24 protein-coding genes and 2 pseudogenes are annotated in these 22,357 nt (G+C 70.8%); 10 read left to right on the top strand and 16 right to left on the bottom strand.

Annotated elements, in window-relative coordinates; all coding sequences use genetic code 11:
* The first annotated feature begins 106 nt into the window (after positions 1–106).
* The gene (locus tag ACZ7IB_RS29310) at positions 107–691 is read left to right on the top strand and encodes a cysteine hydrolase family protein (protein WP_470916793.1); all 585 of its coding nucleotides are present in this window, start codon (positions 107–109) and stop codon (positions 689–691) included.
* A 34-nt stretch (positions 692–725) separates the two neighbouring features.
* Here the strand turns inward: ACZ7IB_RS29310 and ACZ7IB_RS29305 are convergent.
* Both ACZ7IB_RS29305 and ACZ7IB_RS29300 read right to left on the bottom strand, forming a co-directional pair.
* Positions 726–821: pseudogene (locus ACZ7IB_RS29305) on the bottom strand (SAM-dependent methyltransferase); the annotation flags it as partial.
* Positions 820–1,107, bottom strand: coding sequence for a phospholipase D-like domain-containing protein (locus tag ACZ7IB_RS29300; protein WP_470916792.1), 288 nt, complete (start codon positions 1,105–1,107; stop codon positions 820–822). The gene ACZ7IB_RS29300 and the pseudogene ACZ7IB_RS29305, both read right to left, overlap by 2 nt.
* Positions 1,108–1,402: 295 nt before the next feature.
* Here ACZ7IB_RS29300 and ACZ7IB_RS29295 point away from each other — a divergent pair, with 295 nt between their 5' ends.
* Together ACZ7IB_RS29295 and ACZ7IB_RS29290 are read left to right on the top strand one after the other, a co-directional pair.
* Positions 1,403–1,993, top strand: coding sequence for a TetR/AcrR family transcriptional regulator (locus tag ACZ7IB_RS29295; RefSeq protein ID WP_470916831.1), 591 nt, complete (start codon positions 1,403–1,405; stop codon positions 1,991–1,993).
* A gap of 35 nt (positions 1,994–2,028) precedes the next feature.
* Positions 2,029–2,655 carry a helix-turn-helix domain-containing protein gene (locus tag ACZ7IB_RS29290; protein ID WP_470916791.1) on the top strand — a complete coding sequence of 209 codons (627 nt, stop codon included), beginning with the start codon at positions 2,029–2,031 and terminating at the stop codon, positions 2,653–2,655.
* Positions 2,656–2,695: 40 nt separating this feature from the next.
* Here the strand turns inward: ACZ7IB_RS29290 and ACZ7IB_RS29285 are convergent.
* Both ACZ7IB_RS29285 and ACZ7IB_RS29280 read right to left on the bottom strand, forming a co-directional pair.
* Positions 2,696–2,785 (bottom strand): annotated as a pseudogene (locus tag ACZ7IB_RS29285) (histidine phosphatase family protein); the annotation flags it as partial.
* A gap of 38 nt (positions 2,786–2,823) precedes the next feature.
* Positions 2,824–3,510, bottom strand: coding sequence for a GDSL-type esterase/lipase family protein (locus ACZ7IB_RS29280; protein ID WP_470916790.1), 687 nt, complete (start codon positions 3,508–3,510; stop codon positions 2,824–2,826).
* Between the two features lie 58 nt (positions 3,511–3,568).
* Between ACZ7IB_RS29280 and ACZ7IB_RS29275 the strand changes: the two genes are divergently transcribed.
* Positions 3,569–4,558 (top strand): SdiA-regulated/phytase-like domain-containing protein, encoded by a 990-nt coding sequence (locus ACZ7IB_RS29275; protein WP_470916789.1) that lies wholly within the window; start codon positions 3,569–3,571, stop codon positions 4,556–4,558.
* A gap of 41 nt (positions 4,559–4,599) precedes the next feature.
* Here the strand turns inward: ACZ7IB_RS29275 and ACZ7IB_RS29270 are convergent, their stop codons facing one another.
* On the bottom strand, positions 4,600–5,406 hold the full coding sequence (locus tag ACZ7IB_RS29270) for a TetR/AcrR family transcriptional regulator (protein WP_470916788.1): 807 nt from the start codon (positions 5,404–5,406) through the stop codon (positions 4,600–4,602).
* A 94-nt stretch (positions 5,407–5,500) separates the two neighbouring features.
* On the opposite strand from ACZ7IB_RS29270, the gene ACZ7IB_RS29265 reads away from it, so the two are divergent.
* The 4 genes from ACZ7IB_RS29265 (at position 5,501) to ACZ7IB_RS29250 (ending at position 8,349) form a co-directional block, all read left to right on the top strand.
* A complete protein-coding gene (locus ACZ7IB_RS29265) occupies positions 5,501–6,478 on the top strand; it encodes an ATP-binding cassette domain-containing protein (RefSeq protein ID WP_470916787.1) in 978 nt (325 codons plus the stop codon).
* On the top strand, positions 6,475–7,302 hold the full coding sequence (locus tag ACZ7IB_RS29260; RefSeq protein ID WP_266359050.1) for an ABC transporter permease: 828 nt from the start codon (positions 6,475–6,477) through the stop codon (positions 7,300–7,302). Before ACZ7IB_RS29265 ends, ACZ7IB_RS29260 begins: the two co-directional genes overlap by 4 nt.
* Before the next feature lie 36 nt (positions 7,303–7,338).
* Entirely contained in the window at positions 7,339–7,854 is a 516-nt protein-coding gene (locus ACZ7IB_RS29255) for a GNAT family N-acetyltransferase (RefSeq protein ID WP_470916786.1), read from the top strand.
* An 87-nt stretch (positions 7,855–7,941) separates the two neighbouring features.
* Positions 7,942–8,349, top strand: a complete 408-nt coding sequence (locus ACZ7IB_RS29250) for a DUF4259 domain-containing protein (protein WP_470916785.1) — start codon at positions 7,942–7,944, stop codon at positions 8,347–8,349.
* Here the strand turns inward: ACZ7IB_RS29250 and ACZ7IB_RS29245 are convergent, their stop codons facing one another.
* The 8 genes from ACZ7IB_RS29245 to ACZ7IB_RS29210 form a co-directional block, all read right to left on the bottom strand.
* Positions 8,350–8,961: a Uma2 family endonuclease gene (locus ACZ7IB_RS29245; RefSeq protein WP_470916784.1), complete on the bottom strand. Its 612-nt coding sequence runs from the start codon at positions 8,959–8,961 to the stop codon at positions 8,350–8,352.
* 157 nt (positions 8,962–9,118) lie between these two features.
* Positions 9,119–10,237 (bottom strand): phosphoserine transaminase, encoded by a 1,119-nt coding sequence (gene serC / locus ACZ7IB_RS29240; protein WP_470916783.1) that lies wholly within the window; start codon positions 10,235–10,237, stop codon positions 9,119–9,121.
* Between the two features lie 119 nt (positions 10,238–10,356).
* On the bottom strand, positions 10,357–11,565 hold the full coding sequence (locus ACZ7IB_RS29235) for a cytochrome P450 family protein (RefSeq protein ID WP_470916782.1): 1,209 nt from the start codon (positions 11,563–11,565) through the stop codon (positions 10,357–10,359).
* Positions 11,562–12,854, bottom strand: coding sequence for a cytochrome P450 (locus ACZ7IB_RS29230; RefSeq protein WP_470916781.1), 1,293 nt, complete (start codon positions 12,852–12,854; stop codon positions 11,562–11,564). Before ACZ7IB_RS29230 ends, ACZ7IB_RS29235 begins: the two co-directional genes overlap by 4 nt.
* A complete protein-coding gene (locus tag ACZ7IB_RS29225; protein ID WP_470916780.1) occupies positions 12,851–13,501 on the bottom strand; it encodes a GTP-binding protein in 651 nt (216 codons plus the stop codon). The genes ACZ7IB_RS29230 and ACZ7IB_RS29225 overlap by 4 nt, the downstream gene beginning before the upstream one ends.
* Positions 13,482–13,844, bottom strand: coding sequence for a DUF742 domain-containing protein (locus tag ACZ7IB_RS29220; protein ID WP_470916779.1), 363 nt, complete (start codon positions 13,842–13,844; stop codon positions 13,482–13,484). The genes ACZ7IB_RS29225 and ACZ7IB_RS29220 overlap by 20 nt, the downstream gene beginning before the upstream one ends.
* Positions 13,841–14,287 (bottom strand): roadblock/LC7 domain-containing protein, encoded by a 447-nt coding sequence (locus ACZ7IB_RS29215; RefSeq protein ID WP_093899843.1) that lies wholly within the window; start codon positions 14,285–14,287, stop codon positions 13,841–13,843. The genes ACZ7IB_RS29220 and ACZ7IB_RS29215 overlap by 4 nt, the downstream gene beginning before the upstream one ends.
* Entirely contained in the window at positions 14,284–15,729 is a 1,446-nt protein-coding gene (locus ACZ7IB_RS29210; RefSeq protein ID WP_470916778.1) for an ATP-binding protein, read from the bottom strand. Before ACZ7IB_RS29210 ends, ACZ7IB_RS29215 begins: the two co-directional genes overlap by 4 nt.
* Before the next feature lie 291 nt (positions 15,730–16,020).
* Between ACZ7IB_RS29210 and ACZ7IB_RS29205 the strand changes: the two genes are divergently transcribed.
* Positions 16,021–18,870 (top strand): FAD-binding and (Fe-S)-binding domain-containing protein, encoded by a 2,850-nt coding sequence (locus ACZ7IB_RS29205; protein WP_470916777.1) that lies wholly within the window; start codon positions 16,021–16,023, stop codon positions 18,868–18,870.
* A 225-nt stretch (positions 18,871–19,095) separates the two neighbouring features.
* Here ACZ7IB_RS29205 and ACZ7IB_RS29200 read toward each other — a convergent pair whose 3' ends face one another.
* Positions 19,096–20,022 (bottom strand): LysR family transcriptional regulator, encoded by a 927-nt coding sequence (locus tag ACZ7IB_RS29200; RefSeq protein ID WP_470916776.1) that lies wholly within the window; start codon positions 20,020–20,022, stop codon positions 19,096–19,098.
* 150 nt (positions 20,023–20,172) lie between these two features.
* On the opposite strand from ACZ7IB_RS29200, the gene ACZ7IB_RS29195 reads away from it, so the two are divergent.
* Entirely contained in the window at positions 20,173–21,150 is a 978-nt protein-coding gene (locus ACZ7IB_RS29195) for an EamA family transporter (RefSeq protein ID WP_470916775.1), read from the top strand.
* 22 nt (positions 21,151–21,172) lie between these two features.
* Here ACZ7IB_RS29195 and ACZ7IB_RS29190 read toward each other — a convergent pair whose 3' ends face one another.
* Both ACZ7IB_RS29190 and ACZ7IB_RS29185 read right to left on the bottom strand, forming a co-directional pair.
* On the bottom strand, positions 21,173–21,526 hold the full coding sequence (locus ACZ7IB_RS29190; RefSeq protein ID WP_470916830.1) for a nuclear transport factor 2 family protein: 354 nt from the start codon (positions 21,524–21,526) through the stop codon (positions 21,173–21,175).
* A complete protein-coding gene (locus tag ACZ7IB_RS29185; protein ID WP_470916774.1) occupies positions 21,527–22,036 on the bottom strand; it encodes a hypothetical protein in 510 nt (169 codons plus the stop codon). It lies immediately after the preceding gene.
* Positions 22,037–22,357 lie beyond the last annotated feature (321 nt).

Here is a 22,357-nt window from a genome sequence, read left to right as displayed (position 1 = left end):
TCAGTGGTGGCAACCGCGCGGCAGGTCCTGGAGGCGGCGGCGCCCTCTCGTGCCATCGGGTCGAAAACACGTAGAGGTGCACGGAGCCGACGGACATGATGACGGCATGGACAATCGCGCGCTTCCCGCAGAGGCCCTGCTCGTTGTGGACGTTCAGAAGGCCGCCGTCTGCGGTGACAGGGCAGTACCCGAGGCGGCCCGGCTCCTGGACCGGACGGCAGACCTGATCGCACGGGCGCGAAGGAGCGGGGCGCTCGTTGTCCACATTCAGAACGACGGGGCGGCCGGAGCGGGCGACGAGCCGCACACGCCCGGTTGGGAGCTCCACCATCCCGTCGAGGCCGGCCCCACCGAGGTCGTGATCCGCAAGACCGAGGACAACGGGTTCGACGGGACTTCGCTGGGCGGTCTCCTGACCGAATCGCGGGTACAGGCGCTCGCCATCTGCGGTGTGATGTCGGAGATGTGTGTCCAGGCGACGGCCCGCGCAGCCCTGGCGCTGGGGTATCGGGTCGTCATGCCGCACGACGCCCACGCGACACAGGACATTCCGGCGGCCCCCGGAATCAGCGACCGCATCCCGGCCGCCACGGTCTCCCGGGTCGCCGAATGGGCTCTCGGTGACGAGCTCGAGGTCACCGCTCACGCCGTAGACGTCATGTTCACGGCCCCGCCCTCGCAGTCCTGCTGAAACACCCGGCAGTAGGGCGGCAGGCAATCGCCTGTCAGGACGCGGCGGTTCGGCGGAACAGGGCCGTCCAGAGGAACGGCTCACCGAAGCGCGGGGACTCGGGCGGTTCGTCGTGCATGCGGCGGAGTTCAGGAGCAGCTGCTCGGGGTCCAGGTGCCTTCGATCCAGGTGCATGTGGCCTTCGGGAGGGCCGACTTGAAGAACGCCTCGTACGCGTCGTGCACCGAGCTGTCCTCCAGCTTCACGAACGCCTCGTCGCTGTAGCGAAGGGAGTTGAAGGTGTAGTTGTGGCTGCCGGTCCAGAGCAGCTTGCGGTCGTTGACCTCGGCCGAGCCGTCGTCGTAGCCGCCCTTGACCAGGAGGAACTTGGAGTGGAAGGGCGTGGAGTCGTTCGCCGACTCGGGGAAGGTGTGCACGACCGGGCCGTTGTACGCGTTGAACGGGGCGGTCAGGGCCGCCTGGGTCTTGCGGGTGGAGCCCGTGGGGCAGCGGCATGGACACCTCCGTAGATCAAAATTTCAGACCGTAGCAGCAACGATTCGATGGGCAATCGGACTTGACCGAAGCACCGCCCTACGCGTGCCCGAGCGCGTGGCGGTGACACCACCGGCGGGGCGGAGCGTGGAGAGTGGGGGCAGCGGTACGGACGACGAAGGAGGACCGATGGTGGGTGTCGTGGCGAACCAGCGGAACAGGGCGGTCGGACAGGCCATGGAGGGTCCGGGGGCACGGGACCGACTCCTGTGGGCCGGGCGCCAGTTGTTCGCCGCGTACGGGTACGCGCACACGAGCGTCGAGGCTCTGTGCGAGCAGGCGAAGGTGCCCGTCCACATCTTCCAGCAGGAGTTCGTCTCGCGGGAGGTGCTCCTGATGGCGATCTACGACGAGGTGGCGACCCACGGGCTGCGCGCCGCCGAGAACGCCCTGATGGCCGAGGGCATGGAGGACTGCCCGACGGCGGAACGGGTCCGGCTGCTCTTCGCCGCCTATGTGAAGGCGGTCACCGAGGACCCGCGCGCGGCCCGGGTGGCGTTCGTCGAGGTGCTGGGGGTGAGCCGGGAGGTGGACAAGCACCTCGCGACATGGCGGGCGATGTGGATCGACTTCCTGACCTCGGAGGCCGAGCGTGCCGTGCGGCGGGGCGAGGCGGTGGCGAGCGACCACACCGTGACCGTCACTGTGCTGAACCACTCGGTGGACGAACTCATGGCCCATCACGGCCGCCGCCCCCGGCAGGTCGACGCCGAGTGGCTGACCGATGAGCTGACCCGTCTCTCACTGGCCATGATCCTGCCGTCCTGACACACCCCGTTGCCGGGACGGCAAATAATGGGGAGATGGATGAACAAGACGGAGAGCGCGCAGAGCGTACGGACGACGAGATCTCGAACGTCCTGACAGGCGTCGGGCCGCGGCTGCGCGCCCTGCGCCAGGAACGCGGCACGACCCTGGCGCAGCTCAGCGAGACGACCGGGATCTCCCTCAGCACCCTCTCGCGCCTGGAATCGGGCGGCCGCAAACCCACGCTCGAACTGCTGCTGCCCCTGGCCAAGGCGTACGGGGTGCAGCTGGACGAACTCGTCGGCGCACCCGCCACCGGCGATCCGCGTATCCATTTCCGCCCCTTCACCCGGGACGGCATGACCTTCGTACCGCTCACCCGGCACCTCGGCGGGCTGCACGCGTACAAGCAGATCCTGCCCGGCGGTCGCGGGGCGACGGGCCCGCTGGAGCAGCGGGTGCACGAGGGGTACGAGTGGGTGTACGTACTCGCGGGGCGACTGCGGCTGGTGCTGGGCGAGCACGATCTGGTGCTCACGACCGGCGAGGTCGCCGAGTTCGACACGCGTACGCCGCATGCATGGGCCAGTGCCGGGCCCGATCCGGTCGAATTCCTCAGCCTGTTCGGGCAGCAGGGGGAGCGGATGCATGTGAGGGCCCGGCCCACGAGGTCGGAGCGCTGACGTGCCGGGAACCCGGTGACGGGCAGGTTCTCAGAGGCCGGGGGCCGGGCGGGAAGCCCGTCCAGCGCAGCTCGTCGGGCAGGTGCCCCATGTCGTTGCAGACCAGGACCGACACCGGGCGGTCCGGGCTGTTCGCGGTCGGCTACGAGTGCCGACTGCGGATGCCGGCTACGGGCGGGCTGCGTACGGGCCGCCCAGGCCCCACGCCTGGTGCATCGCGTCGGCGAACGCGGCCGCCAGCTTGTGTTCGCCGGTGGGGCCGGGATGCGTCCCGTCGTACGTGTCCTTGTGGATGTCGTACCCCGGCGGGCGGGAGGCCAGCAGGATCGGGGACATCGGGTGGTCGAGGTCGGCGACGGCCTTCGCCAGGAGCTCGTTGAAACGGTCGCACTCGGCGGCGAACGGGGCGTCCGACTCGGCCCGTATGTTCGGTATCACGGGCAGGAGCACCATCTTGACGTGCGGGTTCGCGGTGCGGGCCGCCGTGATGAACGCCCTTGCGTTCAGGGCGGTCTGACCGCTGTCCGTATAGAACCCGAGGTCTATCAGGCCGAGCGAGACGAGCAGGATGTCCGTTCGGTGCTCGGTGACCGTGTCGGCGATCACCGGGGCCATGTGCAGCCAGCCCTCACCCCAGCCGGCCAGATGGGTGCGGGCCTCGGCGGGAAAGTCCGGTGCGCCGTACTCGTACGAGACAGGAGTGTCCGTCCCGGTGTCGTACAGCTCGCTGCGTGGGCCGACGATCGCGAACGGGGCACCGAAAGTGGAAGCGAGGTGCTGCCACATCCGGTAGCGCCAGGTGAAGTCGCCGGCGCGGCCGATCGACATGGAATCGCCGACAAACGTGAAACGCATGGCGTCATCATCGCGGATCACTCATCCGACCTGCGACGTGACGATGGACACTTGTGTCATGCGTTCGTACCTGACTGTGTCCGGAGCCGCCGCGCTGCTCCTCCTCGCCGGGGCGGCTCCCGCCGTCGCGGCCGGAGACGGAGCCGATCGGAGCTTCACGATCGAAGACCCCCGGATCACCGAGTCCAGCGGCCTCGCCGCCAGCCGCGCTCACCCCGGCATCTACTGGACGCACAACGACAGCGACGACGGGCCGTACATCTACGCCGTCGACTCCCGAACCGGGAAGACCGTCGCGACGATCACCCTGCGGGGGGTGGGGCAGCCGCGCGATGTCGAGGCCATCTCGCTCGGGCCCGACGGCAATCTGTACGTCGGTGACATCGGCGACAACCTGAACGGCAGCTGGGACCACGTCTGGATCTACCGCTTCCCGGAGCCGGAACAGCTGAAGGACGCGACGGTCCGCGCCACACAGTTCGATGTGAAGTACGCGGACGGCCCGCGCAACGCCGAGGCGCTGATGGTCCACCCCACGACCGGGCGGGTCTACATCGCGTCGAAGAACGAGGACGGCGGCGGACTGTACGAGGGCCCGGCCGAGCTCACCACCGGCGCCACCAATGTCTTCCGACGGGTGGGGGAGGTGCCGTGGGTGACGGACGGGGCGTTCTCGCCGGACGGCAAGGAGCTGGTGCTGCGCTCGTACTTCAGCGCCCGTGGCTACGCCTTCAAGGACGGCAGGCTCGGCACCGACCACGCGGTCCAGGCACCGCTGCAGCGGCAGGCCGAGTCGGTGACGTACACGGCGGACGGCTCGGCGCTGATGTTCGGCACGGAGGGGGAGCGGAGCGATGTGGTGCGGGTGGACATCGCCGGCGGCAGCGGCGGTGGTGACAGCAAGTCGCCGTCGAAGGACGGCAGTGGTGCGTCGTCCTCCGCCGGTGACGGGAGCGGCGAGATGAAGGGCAGCACTCTGGTCGGGGTATTGGTGCTCGCCGCCGTGGGCGCACTCGTCTTCACGAACCGGCGTCGTAACCGCGGCTGACCGTCGGCCGGCCTCCACCGGTGCGTGGCCCCGGCTCCGCATCAGCCCTTGGCGCGCCGCTCGACGAGCACTTCGAAGCCGTCGATCAGCCGTTGCAGGCCGAACGCGAAGTGGTCGTTGTCGTAGCTGAACGCGTCCTCGGAGAGCGCCGCCATCAGCGGATAGTCGCCGCTCCGCATGGCCCGCTCCAGATAAGGGCGCTGATCCTCCCAGAAGGCGTCATTGCTCAACCCGGTCTGCTGCACGGCCTCGGTGGCCTGGAGCCGGGTGCGGGCGATGCCCTCCACGAAGCTGTTGACCGTAATGATCGTCGAGATCAGCTCCGGGTCGGTCAGACCCATGCCCCTGATACCGGCGAGGGCCCGTTCGAGACCCCGGAGGGCGCTGGGGCCGAGGACCGTACGCGCCTGGTTGATCTTGAGGAGCCAGGGGTGGCGGCTCAGCTGCTCCAGGTAGGTGCGGGCCATGGCGTCGAGGGCGGCGCGCCAGTCCGCCGGTCCGTCGGCCGGTCCGTCGGCCGGTCCGTCGGCCGGGGTGGCGTCCAGGGGTTCGCCCAGGACGTGGTCGAGCATCAGGTCGAGCAGTTCGGCCTTGCCGGGGACGTACCGGTAGAGCGACATCGTGCCGGTGCCCAGATCGGTGGAGAGTCGGCGCATCGAGAGGGCGGCCAGGCCCTCCGTATCGGCGATCGTCACGGCGGTGGTGACGATCCGGCCGAGCGTGAGAGCCGGTTTGGGACCGCGGCTGGGGCGGTCGCCGGTGCCCCAGAGGAGTTCCAGGCTGCGCGCGATATCGCCGCTGCCAGTCGTCGTTCCGTCTGTCCCATCCACTGAATCGCTCTTCGTCATGGGCTCAGCGTAAGCCTCTGGACAAGAATTGGGTACGCTGTACTCTTATTTGGGTACAGCGTACTCAGTTCATTGGGGTGAAGGGGGCTCTGCCATGGGCACGAGCGGATATGCCGTACTTGCCGAAGGGGTCATGAAGCGGTACGGGGAGAAGGGAGCTCTCGACGGGTTCGATCTGACCGTCCGGCCCGGCATCGTGCACGGGCTGCTCGGGCCCAACGGGGCCGGCAAGACCACCGCCGTACGCGCCCTGGCGACGCTGCTGCGGTTCGACAGCGGGCGGGCCGAGGTCGCCGGGCTGGACGTGGCGCGCGAACCCCGTCGCGTACGCACAAGGATCGGGCTCACCGGGCAGTACGCCGCCGTCGACGAGATCCTGACCGGACGGCAGAATCTGGAGATGTTCGGGCGCCTCTTCCATCTGGGCGCCGCGCGTGCCCGGCGGCGGGCCGCGGAACTGCTGGAACAGTTCGACCTGTGCGACGCCGCCGACAAGGGGGTCAAGGGATACAGCGGCGGCATGCGGCGCCGCCTCGACCTGGCGGCATCGATGATCCTCGTGCCCCAGGTGCTGTTCCTGGACGAGCCCACGACAGGGCTCGATCCGCGGGGGCGGGGCGAAGTCTGGGACAGCGTACGGGCGTTGGTGGCGGACGGTACGACGGTGCTGCTCACCACCCAGTACCTGGAGGAGGCCGACCGGCTCGCCTCGCACATCACCGTCATCGACCGGGGCCGGGTCATCGCCGACGACACGCCGGACGGGCTGAAGAACCGGGTGGGGGGCGACCGGATCGAGGTCGTCGCGGGTGAGACGGCCGACCTGCCCGCGGTCGTCAAGGCTGTGGAACGGGTCGCGGGCGCCTGCCCTGTCGTCTTGGACGAGGCGGACCGCCGCGTCCACGCCCAGGTCGCCGACCGGGTCGCCGCGCTCACCGAGGTCGCGCGCACCCTCCAGGACGAACGCATCGGGGTCGAGGACATCGGGCTGCGCAGACCGAGCCTCGACGACGTGTTCCTCAGCCTGACCGGACACCGTACGGAGACGCTCGATGAGGAGGTGACGGTGTGACCACCGTCGAACCGCACACGGCCGGCCCCGCACGCGGCCGACTCCACTGGGCGCTCGCCGACAGCTGGAACGTCACCCGGCGCAGCCTCACCCACTACCGGCGCCAACCCGCGGCCATCATCTGGCAGTTGGGCTTCCCGATCCTCTCCGTGCTGCTGTACGGGTATGTCTTCGGCAGCGCCATGAAGGTGCCCGGAGGCGGCGACTACCGGGAGTTCCTGATGCCGGGCATGTTCGCGACGACCATGGCCATGGGCTTCATGAACACCGCGATGGCCATGGTGACCGACGTCGGCAAGGGCGTCGTCGACCGGTTCCGCTCCATGCCGATGGCACCGTCCGCGGTCTCCGGCGGACGCGGCCTCGCCGATCTGCTGGTTGCGGGCGCCGAACTGACGATCCTCGCGGCGACGGCCCTCGCGATCGGCTGGCGCGCGGACGGCGACCCGACCGCCGCCGTCGGTGCGTTCGGGCTGCTTCTGCTGCTTCGGTTCAGCCTGATCTGGGTCGGGGTCTGGCTGGGACTCCTGGTCCCGAACGCGGAGGCGGCGGGCGGTCTGTACGCGATCGCGTTCCCGGTCACGATGATCTCCAGCGCCCTGGTCGCGCCCTCCCTGATGCCGGGATGGCTGGGCACCGTAGCCGCCTGGAACCCGATCTCGTCCACGGTCACGGCGACCCGCGAACTCTTCGGCAACCCGGTGGCGAGCGGCGGCACCTGGGTCGAGGAACACGCCCTGCTGATGGCGGTGGTCTGGCCGCTGGCACTGACCGCGGTGTTCCTGCCGCTGGCGGTGCGGCGGTTCCAGCGACTGAGCCGCTGAGTCGCCGGGCGACCGGCGCACATAGGGTCGGGCGGTGTGATCAACCATGGACCCGAGCCCTTTGCCACCGCCCGGCTGGACGCGCTGCCGCTGCGGGTCGCGTACGCGGACGAGATGGCGGCGGTGCTGGACGACCCGGCCCTGCACACCTACACCGGAGGCGCCCCGGAGACCGCCGACGAGCTGCGGGCCCGCTACGCACGCCAGACCGCCGGTTCGCCGGACCCCGGCGTGGGCTGGTGGAACTGGGTGCTGCGGGTGCGGGACGAGGGCCGCCTGGCCGGTTACGTACAGGCGACGGTGAACGAGCAGGACGCGGAGGCGGAGATCGCCTGGGTGGTCGGGACGCGGTGGCAGGGACTGGGATACGCGAAAGAGGCCGCGGTGGGTCTGGTCGCCCATCTCGCGGGGGTGGGGGTGGTGCGTACCGTCGTCGCCCATATCCATCCGGACCATGACGCCTCCGCCGCCGTGGCCGCCGCGGCGGGGCTGGTGCCCACGGAGGAGTGGTGCGACGGCGAACGGCGCTGGCAGCGGGACGGAGAGGGCTGACGCAGACCCGGCGTTGTCAGTGGTGGTTGCGAGGATGACGTACGTCGGTGGAGAGCACCGGCGGACGCCACTTGCGGAGGGGACCTCATGGGCACCTGGGACACCGGCCATTTCGACAACGACACCGCTGCGGACTTCTCGGGAGACCTGGACGACGCTCCCGAGGCCGAGCGAGAAGCGGTGATCCGTAACGCCCTGAGCGTCGTGATCGCGACGACGGACTACCTGGACAGCGATGAAGGGGCGGTCGCGGTCGCGGCGGCCGCACTGGTCGGCTCCCAGTGCCCGGGCGGGGAGGCCGTGACGACCTCGTACGGCCCCGACAAGCCGCTGCCCGTGCTCCCGGTGGACTTGCGCCCCCTTGCGGTGAAGGCCCTCGACCAGGTGCTGGGCGAATCCTCGGAGCTGCGCGAGCTGTGGGACGACGCGGGGGACGAGGGGTGGGCGGAGGGAGTGACCCGGCTCCGGGAGGTGCTTGTGGCGGCGGCCGGTTGATCAGGTTCGGGGGCGGCCGGCCCGGATGAGCTCGGCGACGTCGAGAGTCACCGGGGCGCCGATCGAATCGGGCAGCGTGACCGTCTGCCCGGGGGCGTACACCTGGTGGTTGTCGTAACCGCCGCTCATGGGCTCGGTCAGAACATGCACCCGGCCGTGCTTGCGGTCGACGATCACATATACCGGGATCTTGGCCTCGGCGTAGGCGATGACCTTGTTGCGCAGGTCGTTGTTGTAGTTGCTGGAGGTGACCTCCAGAACGAGGCGGAAGACGGCGGGGTCGTAGCAGTTGTTCTCGATCAGATGCTCGTCGAGATCGGCGTCGACGAGCGCCAGGTCGGGGATGGCGAAGTCCGCGGGGCCGCCGGGGAGCCACACGCCGATTCCCTGAATGACCTCCGTCTCGTCGTCGTCGAGACCGGCTGCGATGAAGGGGCGCATGATCTTGGTCAGCGCTCGGCCGTGGGGGCCGTCCGGGGGTGGGGCCACGGTGATGACGCCTCCGATGATCTCGACGCGGTAACCCGTCAGCTGCTCCGTGAGGCTGTTGGCCGTTTCGAGCAGCGACTCCGGTTCACCATCACAGGGGTGCTCGACTGCTGCTGCAGACATTGCGGGCCTCCTGAAGGGATGATGTCGAGCCATCATCGTAGGACGATCCGGCCGCCCGTGCCCGGAAGGCACTCTCGCCACCCGGTCGGGTGAACGGCGGAGGGCCCCGCGCACCTGATGTGCGTGGGGCCCTCCGGATGCGTAACCCGCGTACCCCTTACAGCTTCTCGATCACGTAGTCGATGCAGGCCGTCAGCGCCTGGATGTCCGACGGGTCGATCGCCGGGAACATCGCCACGCGCAGCTGGTTGCGGCCCAGCTTGCGGTACGGCTCGGTATCGACGATGCCGTTGGCGCGCAGCACCTTGGCGACGGCGGAGGCGTCGATCTCGTCCGCGAAGTCGATCGTGCCGATGACCTGCGAGCGCTTCGCCGGGTCGGTGACGAACGGGGTCGCGTACTTGGACTCCTCCGCCCAGCCGTACAGGTTCCGCGCGGAGGTGGCCGTGCGGCGGACCGAGAAGTCCAGGCCGCCCTGGGTGTTCAGCCAGTTCAGCTGCTCGTTCAGAAGGAAGAGCGTGGCCAGGGCCGGGGTGTTGTACGTCTGGTTCTTGAGGGAGTTGTCGATCGCCGTGGGCAGGCTGAAGAACTCCGGGATGTGGCGGCCCGACGCGTGGATGCGCGCGGCGCGCTCCAGGGCGGCCGGGGAGAAGACACCGATCCAGAGGCCGCCGTCGGAGGCGAAGGACTTCTGCGGGGCGAAGTAGTAGACGTCCGACTCGGTGATGTCGACCGGCAGGCCGCCCGCACCGGAGGTGGCGTCCACCAGGACCAGGGAGCCCTCGTCGGCGCCCGCGACGCGCTTGACCGGCGCGGCGACACCGGTCGACGTCTCGTTGTGCGTGAACGCGTAGACGTCGATGCCCGCCTCGGCCTGCGGGTCCGGGTGGGTGCCCGGGTCGGAGGCGATCACGGTCGGGTCGGCCAGCCACGGGGCGAGCTTGGCGGCCTTCGCGAACTTCGACGAGAACTCGCCGAAGTTGAGGTGCTGGGACTTCGTCTCGATGAGCCCGTGCGTCGCGATGTCCCAGAAGGCGGTGGAACCGCCGTTGCCCAGGATCACCTCGTAGCCCTCGGGGAGGGAGAAGAGGTCGCGCACGCCCTGACGCACCGCGCCGACCAGGTTCTTGACCGGGGCCTGACGGTGGGACGTACCGAGAAGAGACGTACCGGTGGCGGCCAGCGCGTCGAGCGCCTCCGTCCGCACCTTGGAAGGACCGGCGCCGAAGCGTCCGTCGGCGGGCTTGATGTCAGCGGGAATCTGGATATCGGCCACGAACCGGAGCGTAGTACCTCACGGACACGGTCGAGGACCGTGTCCGTCGGATGAGACACCCGCTCCGGTCCGTGGACCGCGTGCGTTCCGGTCCGTGGACCGTGTGCGGGAAGGCCGGGTCAGCCCAGTTCGACCGGCAGGTCGTACAGGTCGTTCTGGGTGACGATCGGCTTGTTCCGCAGCTCGGACGCCGGGACGGCGAGCTCCAGTTCCGGGAACCGCTCGTACAGCGCGGGCAGCGCCACCCCCGCCTCCAGCCGGGACAGTGCCGCACCCGGGCAGACGTGCGGGCCGTGGCCGAACGCGATGTGGCGGTTGGGGGAGCGGGTGATGTCGAAGTCACCGGCCGTCGGCCCGTGCTGCGCCTCGTCGCGGCCCAGCGCACCGAAGGAGACGATCAGTGCCTCGCCCTTCGGCAGGACCTTGTCGCCCACCTCGATGTCCTGTGTGGCGAACCGGATCAGGACATGGGACGTGGGGGTGTTCCAGCGCAGGGTCTCCTCGATCACGTTCTCCCACGGCACCTGCCCGTTCAGCACCTGCTTGCGCTGCTCGGGGTGGGTCTGGAGCGCGACGACCGCGTTCACGATCAGGCTGATCGTGGTCTCGTGACCGGCCGCGATGATCAGCTGGAGGGTGTTGACGATCTCCTCGTCGGTGAGGTGGTCACCGTCCTCGGAGGCCGCGATCAACGCGCTGGTGAGGTCGTCGCCCGGGTTCTCCCGCTTGGAGTCGACGATCTCCGTGAAGAGCGCGCCGAGGTCCGCCATCATCTGCGGGACCTCCTGGGGCGGCGTCTGCGTGGAGAAGAACTTCTCGAAGAGCTCCTTCAAGCGCGGGTGGTCCGCGCTGTCCACGCCCATCAGCTCGCTGATCACGTTCATCGGCAGCGGGTACGCGAACTCCGCCTTCAGGTCGACCTTCTCGCCCCGGGGCAGCGCGGCCAGCCGGTCCAGGCTCGCCGTGGTCAGCGCCTCGATGCCGGCCCGCAGCCGCTCCACCCGCTTCACGGTGAGCGCCTGCGCGACCAGGGTGCGCAGCCGGCGGTGGTCGGCGCCGTCGACCGTGAGCATGGAGCGGCCCGGGTTGGCGAGGCCGATCAGCGGCCAGTCCATCGGTATCTCGCCGCGCTGCCAGGCGCCCCAGACGTTGATGTCCTTCACGATCCGGCTGTCGGTGAGCAACTGCCGCGCCTCGGCGTGGTGGGTGACCGCGTAGCAGTGCACTCCGCCCGGCAGTTCCACCTCGGCGAGCGGGCCCGCCGCCCGCAGCCGGGCACTCTCGCCGTCGAGGTCGGCGACGAAGGGGTCGAGGGCGATCCGGGTCATCTCTGGCCTCCGATGGCGAGTCCGACGGCGGTTCCGACGGCGGTTCCGACGGCAGGGGTGGGTGTGAAGGTCACCGGCAGGTCCGTCAGGCCCCGCAACCACGGGGACGGGCGCCGGGTGAGCTGTTCGGCGGGGACGGCGAGGTCGATGTCCGGGAGCCGGTCCAGCAGCACCTCGATGCCGGTACGGGCGATGACCTCGGCGGTCTCCTGGGCCGGGAACGGGCAGCGGTGCTCGCCGTGGCCGAAGGAGAGGAACGCGTTGTTGCCGCCGGTCAGCGCGGAACCGTCGGTGCGGACCTGCGGGTCCGAGTTGGCGGCGGCGATGCCCAGCAGCAGCAGGTCGCCCGCCCGGATGTGGCGCCCGCCGAGATGGGTGTCGCGCGACGCCCAGCGGCCCGCGATGTTCTGCGTCGGGGTGTCCTCCCAGAGCACCTCGTTCATGGCCTCGGCGACGCTGTGCCTGCCGCCGGAGAGGGAGGCGGCGAACCGGTCGTCGGTGAGCATCAGCCGCAGCGAGTTGCCGATCCAGTCGGCGGTCGGCTGGTGGCCCGCGGCCATCATGACCATCAGGTCCTGGGCGATCTCCTCGTCGGTGAAGCCGCCGCGGTCGGCGAGCATCCGTGTGGCGACGTCGTCGCCGGGCTCGGCGTGCTTGTCGGCCAGCAGCTGGAACATGGACGAGGCGAGGTGCTGCTGACCGGCCAGCGCCCGCTCCCGGCCGTCGATCATGTCGTTGAGCGAGCCCACGAGCGCCGCGCCGATGGTGTCGCTGAAGCCGTAGATCTTCGCCAGTACCAGGGCGGGGAGCAGCATCGCGTACTCGGCGATGATCTCGGTCCCGCCCGTGGAGCAGAACCGGTCGATGAGACCGTCGGCGAACTCCTCCGCGTACCGCTTCAGTGCGAACGGGTCGACGGCCTCCAGCGCGTTGCTGATCATTCCGGCACGTTCGGTGTGCCGCGGGCCGACCGTGTAGAGGATCGACGGCTGCTTGCGGCCGATCATCGGCAGCAGCGGCCAGTCGTCGGGGATGCGGTCCCACTGGTTCCACAGGTCGGAGTCGCGGCTGAACAGCACCGGGTCGCTGGTCAGCTGGTGCAGTTCGCGGTAGCCGAGCACGAGCCAGGCGGGGACGTCGCCGTCGAGGACGACGGGCGCCACGGCCCCGTGGTCACGGCGCATCTCCCGGTACAGCCGGGTCGGTTCGGTCTGGAACCGGGGGCCGGAGAGCGGGGCGCGGCCCTGGGACACGGGGCAGCCGGGGGCCGGCGCCGGGGGCTGGGTCACGAGGTGGGCTCCGGGGTCTTCTCCGGCGTGATCTCCGGACGGTCGGCGGACGTGGCGGAGGCATTGCCCTGCGACAGGGCATGCAGGTACTCGACCAGCGTGATCAGTACGTACTTGCTGGACGAACGGTCCCGGGCGTCGCACTCCACCAGGGGTACGTCGTCCGAGAGGGCGAGCGCCTCCCGTATCTGCTGTTCGGTGTGGAACGGGCCGCCGAAGTCGTTGCACGCCACGATGAACGGCGTGCCGTGGTGCTCCAGGCGGTCGATCGCGTACCAGGAGTCGGCGAGCCTGCGGGTGTCGGCGAGGACGACCGCACCGAGCGTGCCCGAGAACAGCCGGTCCCACAGGAACCAGAACCGTTCCTGACCGGGGGCGCCGAACAGGTACAGCACCGAGCGTTCGTCGAGCGAGATCCGGCCGAAGTCGAAGGCGACGGTCGTGGACGTCTTCGACTGCACACCGTCGAGATGGTCGACGGCCTCGCCCGCGCTGGTCATGGTCTCTTCCGTGTTCAGCGGACGGATCTCGCTGACGGATCGGACCATGGTGGTCTTGCCGACCCCGAAGCCGCCGACGACGACGATCTTCAGTCCGTTGTCGGCCGTCGCCTGCAGGGCGGCACGGTCAGAGGTTGCGGAGTCCAACGAGCACCTGTTCCAGGATGTCGGGGTCGGGGAGCCGGTCCGCGACACGGGCGGTACGGGGGTGACGGGCGCTGATCCGGCCGGTGTCCAGCAGATCGGACAGCATGATCCGGACGATGCTGACAGGCAGGCCGAGGCACGCCGCGATCTCCACGACCGCGGTGGGCCGCGTGCACATCCGCAGGATCGTGACGTGCTCCGACTGCATGCCGGGGGCCGGCTCGCACTCGGAGACGACCAGCGTCACCAGGTCGAAAGCATCCGAATCGGACCGGCTGCGGCCACCGGTGAGGGTGTACAGCCGGTCCGGGTCGTCGTCCCGGCCGGGACGGGGGCGGGTCATACGTTCGCTGTCGCGTCGACGACCGCGGCGGCCTCGGGGGCCGAGGGGGAACGCGGCGGGGCGCTCAGGTGCTCGCCGAGCTGCTCGACGAGTTCGCTCATGTTGTGGCCGATGAGGCCGACGTCGGCGTCCTCCGAGGCGACGACCGCGAGATGGGCGCCCGCACCCGCCTCGACGATGAACAGCACACCGCCGTAGAACTCGGCCATCGCGGACCGTACGCCGCCGGTGCCGTCACCGAACTCGACGGACGCGCCGTGCGAAAGGCTCTGGATACCGGCCGAGATCGCGGCCAGTTGGTCGGCCTGGTCGACGGAGAGCTCGGGGGTACGGCACAGCTTGAGTCCGTCCCTGGACAGGACAAGGGCATGGCGGGTGCCGGGGGTGCGCTCCAGCAGCCCCTCCAGCAGCCAGTTGAGCTTCTCGTCGGTGGTCGCGGTCATCGGGTGTTGCCTTCTTCCGGGTGCGGGGAGTTGGCCCGAACAGCCTGGCGGAAGCTGCTGAAGCGGGCTGCCTGTTCCTTGGGGTCGGCGGTGCGGGGCCGGGGAGTTGCGGTGGCACCGCCCGCGTTGGTACGGGCCTCGGCGGCGGCGAGGGTGCGGCCGCGGGAGCGCTTGGGGAGCCCGCTCTCGCCGAACCGGGGGAGGTGGCCGGTGGTCTCGGACGCGGGGGAGTCCGAGGGGGCGGGGTCGGCTTCCGCCCCCGTCGGGGCAGCCGTTTCGTGTGTGGGTTCCGGCTCGGGCCTCGGTTCGGACGCCGGTTCGGATGTCAGCTGGGGCGCCGGCTCCGGAACCGGGGCCCGGGTGAGGAGCTCCTGCGGAATCATCATCAGGGCGCCCGTGCCGCCGCGCGCGGACGGCCGGAACGACACGGTCAGACCGTGCTTACGGGCCAGCCGGCCGACGACGGCGAGACCGAGCCGGGTGCCGGAAAGAGCCGCGAGGTCCTGATTGGTGGCCGACACCGCGCGCTCGGCGCGGCGCAACTGCACATCGCTCATGACCAGGCCGCTGTCCTCGACGGTCAGGACGATGCCGGCCGGCACCTCCTCGACGTACACATGGACCTCCGCCGTGGGCGGCGAGAAGTTGGCGGCGTTGTCGAGGAGTTCGGCGAGCGCGTGCATGACGCCCTCGGCGGCGTGGCCGGCGACCGCGACATCGCTGGTCGAGTGGAGGCGTACCCGCTGATAGCCGCTGATCCGGCCCATCGCGCCGCGCAGGATCGACTCCATCACGATCGGCTTCGCCCAGCGCCGTCCGGAGCGGGCCCCGGTCAGCACGGCGATGGAGTCGGCGAGCCGGCCCGCCTGGGCGGTGCGGTGGTCCAGATGGAGCAGATCGCCGAGCACGTCCTCGGCGGAGTGCCGGTGCTCCATCTCGCGCAGGTCGGCGAGCATGCTGGTGGCCAGGGCCTGCATCCGGCCCGCGGCGTTGGCGCAGGCGGCGACCGCGGCGGAACGCTCGGTGTCACTGCGGGCCGCGCGGGCGCCGAGCCGCTCGACATCGGCGGTGAGCCGCTCGGTATCGGCGGCGGCCTGCGAGGCGATCCGCACGGTCTCGGCCTCGGCGGCGGCCTTGATCCGGGCGGTCTCGGCGGTGAACCGCTGGCCCTCGGCCGCGGAGGCGGAGACGAGCCGGCTGATCTCACCGGTGAACCGCTGGGTCTCCGTCGCGAGACGGGCGCGCAACCGGTTCGCGGTGGCGCGGGCATGGACGGCGGCGGCCACGGCGGCGGACAGCAGCACGGCGGAGGCGCCCGCCCCCCAGGCCAGCGTGGTCCGTACCGAGTCGGGGGCGGCGACGACCGCCCACAGGCACAGGGATCCGGTGACGGCCAGTGATATCAGCAGGGCCAGTGCGGTCGGCCGGGATGAGGGGCTCAAGTGCAGTCCTTGGGGCGGACGGGGTAAACGGGACGGGAAGGGCAGGCAGGTCCAACAGGTCTGATCGGGACAGTTCGGTGCAGCAGGGGCGAACGCGACAACTGGAGCTGATAATTCCAGGACAAGTCATGGTCACTATATGAGAATTGAGGCTCTATTTGGGAAGCACTTGTGGCGTTCTCTGTCACGTATGTGACCACGCGTCCGACGTACTCCGACGTATTGACGTATTCGGGGGAATCGCGCGGGTGCGGGGCTGCCCAGTGAGCGGATCAACGGCATCCTGGGCCCATGGCCGCACATCGCAAACCGCCGGAATCCGCCGCACTCGCACAGGCCCTGAGCGCCGCGGTCCGCGGAGAGGCCGACTTCGGCCCCACCGCCAGGGCGTTGACGACGATGGACGCCTCCAACTACCGCCGCGTACCGCTCGGCGTCGTCACCCCGCGCGACGCCGACGACGTGGCCGCCGCGCTCGCCGTCTGCCGTTCACACGCCGTGCCCGTGGTCCCGCGCGGCGGCGGCACCTCCATCGCCGGTCAGGCCACCGGCACCGGCGTCGTCCTCGACCTCACCCGCCATATGCGGAAGATCGTCGAGCTGGACGCCGAATCCCGTACAGCGGTCGTCCAGCCGGGCGTGATCCTGGACGACCTGCGCACCGCCGCCGCCCCGCACGGCCTCACCTTCGGCCCCGACCCCTCCACACACGGCCGCTGCACGCTGGGCGGCATGATCGGCAACAACTCCTGCGGCGCGCACTCGGTCGCGTGGGGCACCACGGCCGACAACGTGCGTGCCCTGACCGTGGCCCGCTACGGCGGCGACACGCTGCGTCTGGGCCGGGCAGGGGAGGCCGAACCCCCCACCGGACTCTCCGGATCCACCGCACTCATCGGACTCCCCGAACTCATCGGCGAGAACCTCGCCCTTCTGCGCACCGGTTTCCCCGAGCTCCCGCGCCGTATCTCCGGATACGCCCTGGACGCACTCCTGCCCGAGCGCGGAACCGACCTCGCCCGCGCCTTCTGCGGCAGCGAGGGCACGCTCGGTGTGGTGACGGAGGCCACCGTACGACTGGTCGAGGCACCGGCCGCCCGAGCGCTCGCCGTACTCGCGTACGCCGACGAGCCCGCGGCCGCCGAAGCCGCCTGCGGCCTGCTCCCGTTCCACCCCCTGACTGTCGAGGGCATGGCCGCCGATCTCGTGCGGGAACCGGCCGGGCTGCCGCGCGGAGGTGCCTGGCTCTTCGTCGAGACCGGCGGCGCCACGCCGGCCGAGGCCCGGGCGCACGCCGGGCGCATCCTCCGTGCGGCCGACGCGCTGTCCGGCATGGTCGTCACCGACCCGGCCGGACAGCGGGCCCTGTGGCGCATCCGCGAGGACGCCGCCGGCACCGCCACGCGGATGCCGGACGGCACGGAGGCCTGGCCCGGCTGGGAGGACTGCGCCGTACCGCCCGCCCGCCTCGGCCCGTACCTCCGCGACTTCCGCGCCCTGCTCGCCGCCCACGGGCTGCGCGGCACCCCGTACGGGCACTTCGGCGACGGCTGCATCCACGTCCGGATCGACTTCGACCTGCTGGACCCCGAGGGAGTGGTCCGCTTCCGCCGCTTCTCCGAGGAGCTGGCGGACCTGGTCGTCGCGCACGGCGGATCACTGAGCGGGGAACACGGCGACGGTCAGGCCCGGGCCGAACTGCTCCCACGCATGTACGGAGACGAACTGGTCGCCCTCTTCTCCCGGTTCAAGAACATCTGGGACCCGTACGGCGGCATGAACCCCGGCATCCTCACCCACCCCGCCCGGCTCGACGAGAACCTCCGCTTCGAGGTGCTGCCGAAGCGCCCTGTGGATGTCACGTTCGGCTACCCGCACGACGGCGGAGACTTCTCCGCGGCGGTACGCAGATGCGTGGGTGTCGCCAAATGCCGTACGGCGGAGCCGGCGGGCGCGGGCGTGATGTGCCCGTCGTTCCGGGCGACCGGCGAGGAGGCCCACTCCACCCGCGGCCGGGCCCGCCTGCTGCACGAGATGCTGGCGGGCGAGGTGATCACGGACGGCTGGCGGTCGACGGAGGTGCGCGACGCGCTCGATCTCTGCCTGTCCTGCAAGGGCTGCCGCAGCGACTGCCCGGTGGGCGTCGACATGGCCACGTACAAGGCGGAGTTCCTGCACCACCACTACCGGAGGCGGCTGCGCCCGGCCGCCCACTACGCGATGGGACGGCTGCCGACGTGGCTGCGTGCGGCGGCCCCGTTCGCACCTGTCCTGAACGCGCTGGCCCGGGTCCGCCCGCTGGCGGCCCTGGTCAAACGGCTGGCGGGCATCGCTCCGGAGCGGACGCTCCCGGTACTGGCGCGGGAGACGTTCACCCGGTGGGTCCGGCGGCACCGGGGCAGGGGGGCGGTGATCCCGCCGGGCGACCGGGCGGTCGGTCTCTGGCCCGACACCTTCACCAACCACCTCTCGCCCGAGGTGGGGCGGGCGGCGGTCCGGGTCCTGGAGGCGGCGGGCCGAAGACCGCTGCTGCCCGGCCGTGGGCTGTGCTGCGGCCTCACGTACGTGTCCACGGGCCAGCTCGACAAGGCCCGCAAGGTCATGCGCCGGACCCTGGACCGGATGGGCGTCCGCCTCGGCGACCCGCTCGTCGTCCTCGAACCGAGCTGCGCCGCGACTCTCCGCACGGACCTGCCCGAACTCCTCCCCGACGACCCCCGCGCGGCCGAACTCGCGGGTTCGGTACGGACGTTGGCGCAGTACCTGGAGGAGTACGCCCCCGACTGGCAACCACCCCGCCTGGACCGCCCGGCCACCGGCCAGACCCACTGCCACCAGCACGCGGTCCTGGGCGACGCGGCGGACCGCCGCCTGCGCGAACGGGCCAAACTGACCGGTGAGTTGAGCGGCGGCTGCTGCGGACTGGCCGGGAACTTCGGCTTCGAGCGGGGCCACTGGGCGGTATCGGCGGCGTGCGCGGAGGAGACCCTGCTGCCATCGGTACGGGCCGCGGAGCCCGGCACGGAGTTCCTGGCGGACGGCTTCTCCTGCCGGACACAGCTGGAGCAACTGGGCGGTGTGCGGGCCCGGCACCTGGCGGAGGTGCTGGCGGAGGGCCTGAACAACGAGATCCCGTCCTAGGGACCTCCTGGCCCCCAGGCTCCCCTCACCCTCTTCGCCCCCCTCGCCTCTCTGCTCCCCCACCCCTTCCGGCTCTTCTTCCAGCCCGTCCGGCGTTCGAGGACCGGGGTCCGGGGGCGGAGCCCCGGTTTCGGGAAGGGCGGGTAGTGGGAGAGGCCCGCCACAGGCGCACCCCGCACCACACGCGCACCCGCCCCACCGTCATGCGCGTGCGCGGAAATTCCCTCATTCCGCAGCGTCTCGCCCCACGATCTCGCGGGCGAGCGCGGCGAGCTTCGCCAGCGCGGGATGGCCGGGGGCGTCGCGCCGGGCGAGCAGGACCGGGACGGTCGGGGCGTCGGCGAGCGGGCGGTAGACGACCCCCGAGTGCGGGTGCATTTCGGCGGTGGACGCGGCGGAGACCCCGACGCCGCGCCCCGCCGCGATGGCGGTCAGCCAGTCGTCGGTGTTGGCGACGGTGAGGGTCGCGGCGGGCCTGGAGTCCGGCGGCCAGAGATCGACGGTGGTGGTGCCGGAGACGGTGTTGAGGACGACGGTGCCGCCCGCCAGATCGGCGAGGCGGAGCGTGGCGCGGGCGGCGAGCGGCCCGTCCGCGGCCACCGCCGCCACCCGGTCCTCCTCGAACAGCACCTCGGCGACGAGCCCCGGCGTCTCGACGGGGCCCCGCAGCAACGCCGCATCGACCTCGCCGCGGGTGAGCCCGGCGGTGCGGTCGTCGATCCGCAGCAGTTCGAGCGGGGTCTGCGGATACCGCTCCTGCCAGCGCCGGAGCAGGGGTGTGGTGTACGGGCCGAACGCCGACCAGGCGTGTCCGAGCCGCAGCGGCCAGTGGCGCAGCCCGCCGGAGTCGAGCGCCTCGTCGAACGCGGCGACCGCGGCGGCGGCCTTGTCCCGGAAGGCGACGCCTTCGGCGGTGAGGACGAGATGGTGGGTGGACCGGTCGACGAGCCGGATGCCGAGGTGCTGCTCCAGGGCGGCGAGGGTGCGGGAGACCGCGGGCTGGGTGAGGCGGAGCCGGGCGGCGGCGCGGGTGACGTTGCCCTCGTCGGCGATCGCGAGGAAGGCACGCAGATGGCGGACCTCGATACCGCGGCCGGAACTCCGGCCCGCATGGCTCCCGGTACGGCCGTCACCGCTGCGTCCAAGGCTCATGCGCGAGAAGCATAACGGGAGCCCAACGGGCATTTTACGTGCCACGCGGAGGTACCTAACGTAAGAGGAGATACCGCACGGCAATAGTGCAGTATCTTCAATCAGGTGGTGCATTGAAATGCACTGCCGGACTCGGGAGGAACACCGCAGGTGAACGACCAGCGCAGTGCAGCAGGGGCGCCGGCCGCGGAGCAGGCCGCAGCCGTCGCCGTACCGGAGGCGGCGTCCGCCCTGGGCGGGGCGGCAGGTCCTGCACGTCCCAAGGGCCGAAGGGCGGCACTCGCCCCGGTCGCGCTGGTGGTCGCGGGCGGCCTCTCCGTCCAGTTCGGCGCCGCCGTCGCGGTCCTGCTGATGCCGCGGGCCGGCGCGCTCGGGGTCGTCACCCTGCGCCTGGCCGTCGCCGCGCTCGTGCTGCTGATCGTCTGCCGTCCGAAGGTGCGCGGCTACTCGCGCGCCGACTGGGGCACGGTCCTCGCGTTCGGGGCGGCCATGGGCGGCATGAACACACTCTTCTACCAAGCCGCCGACCGCATCCCGCTGGGCGCGGCCGTCACCCTGGAGGTGCTGGGGCCACTGGCCCTCTCGGTGGTCGCCTCACGCCGCCTGGTCAACGTGGTGTGGGCGGGCCTCGCGCTGGGCGGCGTCGTGCTGCTGAGCGGGGGTGGCTTCGACCGCCTCGATCCGGTGGGCGCCGCGTACGCACTGGGCGCGGGTGCCATGTGGGCCACGTACATCGTCTTCAGTGCCCGCACCGGCCGCCGCTTCCCCCAGGCGGACGGCCTGGCCATGGCCCTGGTGGTCGCCGCGCTCCTCTCCCTGCCCCTCGGCATCCTGGAGTCGGGCTCGAAACTGCTGGTCCCGTCCACGCTGGGACTGGGTGCGACGGTGGCGCTGCTGAGCACGGTCCTTCCGTACACCCTCGAACTCATGGCGCTGCGCCGCCTGCCCGCGCCCACCTTCGCGATCCTGATGAGCCTCGAACCCGCGATCGCGGCCACGGCCGGCTTCCTCATCCTCGACCAGACCCTGACGACCACCGACGCGCTCGCCATCGCGCTGGTCATCGGGGCGAGCATGGGGGCGGTACGCAGTCAGGTACGGGGCGGGAAGAGCCGCGCCCACACCTGACGTCCGGCCCGTGCCCGGCCGCTCAGCGCTGCACCGGCCGGCCCGCGAGGGCCTCGGCGACGGTGAGGCTGTCCTCGTAGACGACGTAGCGGGTGATCAGGCCGTCCCCCACGGTGAGGTGGAGCGCGCACAGGGCTGTGTACGGCGTGCCCGTCGCCCGTACCGTCCGGCGGATGTCGCCGAGCACGACCGCCTCCGCGCCGTCGACCAGGACGAGCGACGCCGTTCCGGCCGACTTGCCGGGAACGTGGTGGGCGGCCACTTCGCGGAAGTGGTCGGCGACATCCGTACGGGTCGAGCGGGGACGGATCCACGGAACCGCCGGATGACCGCCCTCCGGCCAGTCCAGCCGCCAGTCGACGTGCGCGGCGAACAGTTAGGCGATCCGGTCCGGGTCGCCTTCGGCCAGACGACGCAGGAAGTCCTCGGCGATGGCCCGCGTGCCCGTGGCCGTCCCGGACGGTACGGCCACGGGGAACTGGTACTCGTCCCGGATGAGCCCATCCTCTCCGAGGGTGGCGACGATGCGGCAGGTCCAGGCGATGGCGCCCCCGGCGGCAGGGAACATGTGGACCGTGAAGGCGACCGTGTCGTGGTGGCCGGTCGCGTCGCCCGCGGAACGGAAGACGTATCCACCGTCCCGCACCAGCTTGTTGTGCGCCTCGGTGACGCGGACTTCGAGGGCGTCGTGGCCGTGGTACCGCGCGGCCTCGGTGGTTTCGGTGGCGTTCGCGTCCCAGAGCCGGGCGACGGCGGCGCGGCGTGCGTCCGGGTCGGGTTCGTGCCACACATCCACGTACCTGGCGACGAACCGGTCGATGTCCATGTCGCCGCTCGTCCCGTTGCCCAGGTCGCTGCTCACGTCATTGCTCACGTCGTTGTTCATGCGGGGAAGCTATTTCCACTCCACTGACACCTTGTGTCAGTGATCCGCGGCAGACTTCACGGCATGCGAGCGAGCCGGCTGGTCTCCATCCTGTTGCTCCTGCAGACCTGCGATCGGATGACGGCGCAGGAGCCGGCCGACACAGGTTCGGCAGAGGCCGAGTTCGCCATTCCGTCACGATCATGCCCAAATTCCCTTTAAAGTCGCTGGCAAGGCGGTTCTCCGCATCTCTATGTACTCCCTCACGAGCAGGGCTGCAGGCCCTTCTGAACGCTGAGAGCAGGGGATGACAGCTACAAATGAACAAGCGAAGGGAGCCGC

Source organism: Streptomyces sp. NPDC037301 (assembly GCF_055602785.1).
This window is presented reverse-complemented; position numbering and strand designations above follow the sequence as displayed.

What these genes read in the sequence shown, in the direction of transcription:
- ACZ7IB_RS29205 (WP_470916777.1), top strand. Translation starts at nt 16,021, where the DNA reads ATGGCCGCACATCGCAAACCGCCGGAATCCGCCGCACTCGCACAGGCC.
- ACZ7IB_RS29310 (WP_470916793.1), top strand. Translation starts at nt 107, where the DNA reads ATGGACAATCGCGCGCTTCCCGCAGAGGCCCTGCTCGTTGTGGACGTT.
- ACZ7IB_RS29215 (WP_093899843.1), bottom strand. Translation starts at nt 14,287, where the DNA reads ATGACCGCGACCACCGACGAGAAGCTCAACTGGCTGCTGGAGGGGCTG.
- ACZ7IB_RS29220 (WP_470916779.1), bottom strand. Translation starts at nt 13,844, where the DNA reads ATGACCCGCCCCCGTCCCGGCCGGGACGACGACCCGGACCGGCTGTAC.
- ACZ7IB_RS29265 (WP_470916787.1), top strand. Translation starts at nt 5,501, where the DNA reads ATGGGCACGAGCGGATATGCCGTACTTGCCGAAGGGGTCATGAAGCGG.
- ACZ7IB_RS29200 (WP_470916776.1), bottom strand. Translation starts at nt 20,022, where the DNA reads ATGAGCCTTGGACGCAGCGGTGACGGCCGTACCGGGAGCCATGCGGGC.
- ACZ7IB_RS29275 (WP_470916789.1), top strand. Translation starts at nt 3,569, where the DNA reads ATGCGTTCGTACCTGACTGTGTCCGGAGCCGCCGCGCTGCTCCTCCTC.
- ACZ7IB_RS29280 (WP_470916790.1), bottom strand. Translation starts at nt 3,510, where the DNA reads ATGCGTTTCACGTTTGTCGGCGATTCCATGTCGATCGGCCGCGCCGGC.
- ACZ7IB_RS29290 (WP_470916791.1), top strand. Translation starts at nt 2,029, where the DNA reads ATGGATGAACAAGACGGAGAGCGCGCAGAGCGTACGGACGACGAGATC.
- ACZ7IB_RS29235 (WP_470916782.1), bottom strand. Translation starts at nt 11,565, where the DNA reads ATGACCCGGATCGCCCTCGACCCCTTCGTCGCCGACCTCGACGGCGAG.
- ACZ7IB_RS29185 (WP_470916774.1), bottom strand. Translation starts at nt 22,036, where the DNA reads ATGAACAACGACGTGAGCAATGACGTGAGCAGCGACCTGGGCAACGGG.
- ACZ7IB_RS29270 (WP_470916788.1), bottom strand. Translation starts at nt 5,406, where the DNA reads ATGACGAAGAGCGATTCAGTGGATGGGACAGACGGAACGACGACTGGC.
- ACZ7IB_RS29250 (WP_470916785.1), top strand. Translation starts at nt 7,942, where the DNA reads ATGGGCACCTGGGACACCGGCCATTTCGACAACGACACCGCTGCGGAC.
- ACZ7IB_RS29295 (WP_470916831.1), top strand. Translation starts at nt 1,403, where the DNA reads ATGGAGGGTCCGGGGGCACGGGACCGACTCCTGTGGGCCGGGCGCCAG.
- ACZ7IB_RS29245 (WP_470916784.1), bottom strand. Translation starts at nt 8,961, where the DNA reads ATGTCTGCAGCAGCAGTCGAGCACCCCTGTGATGGTGAACCGGAGTCG.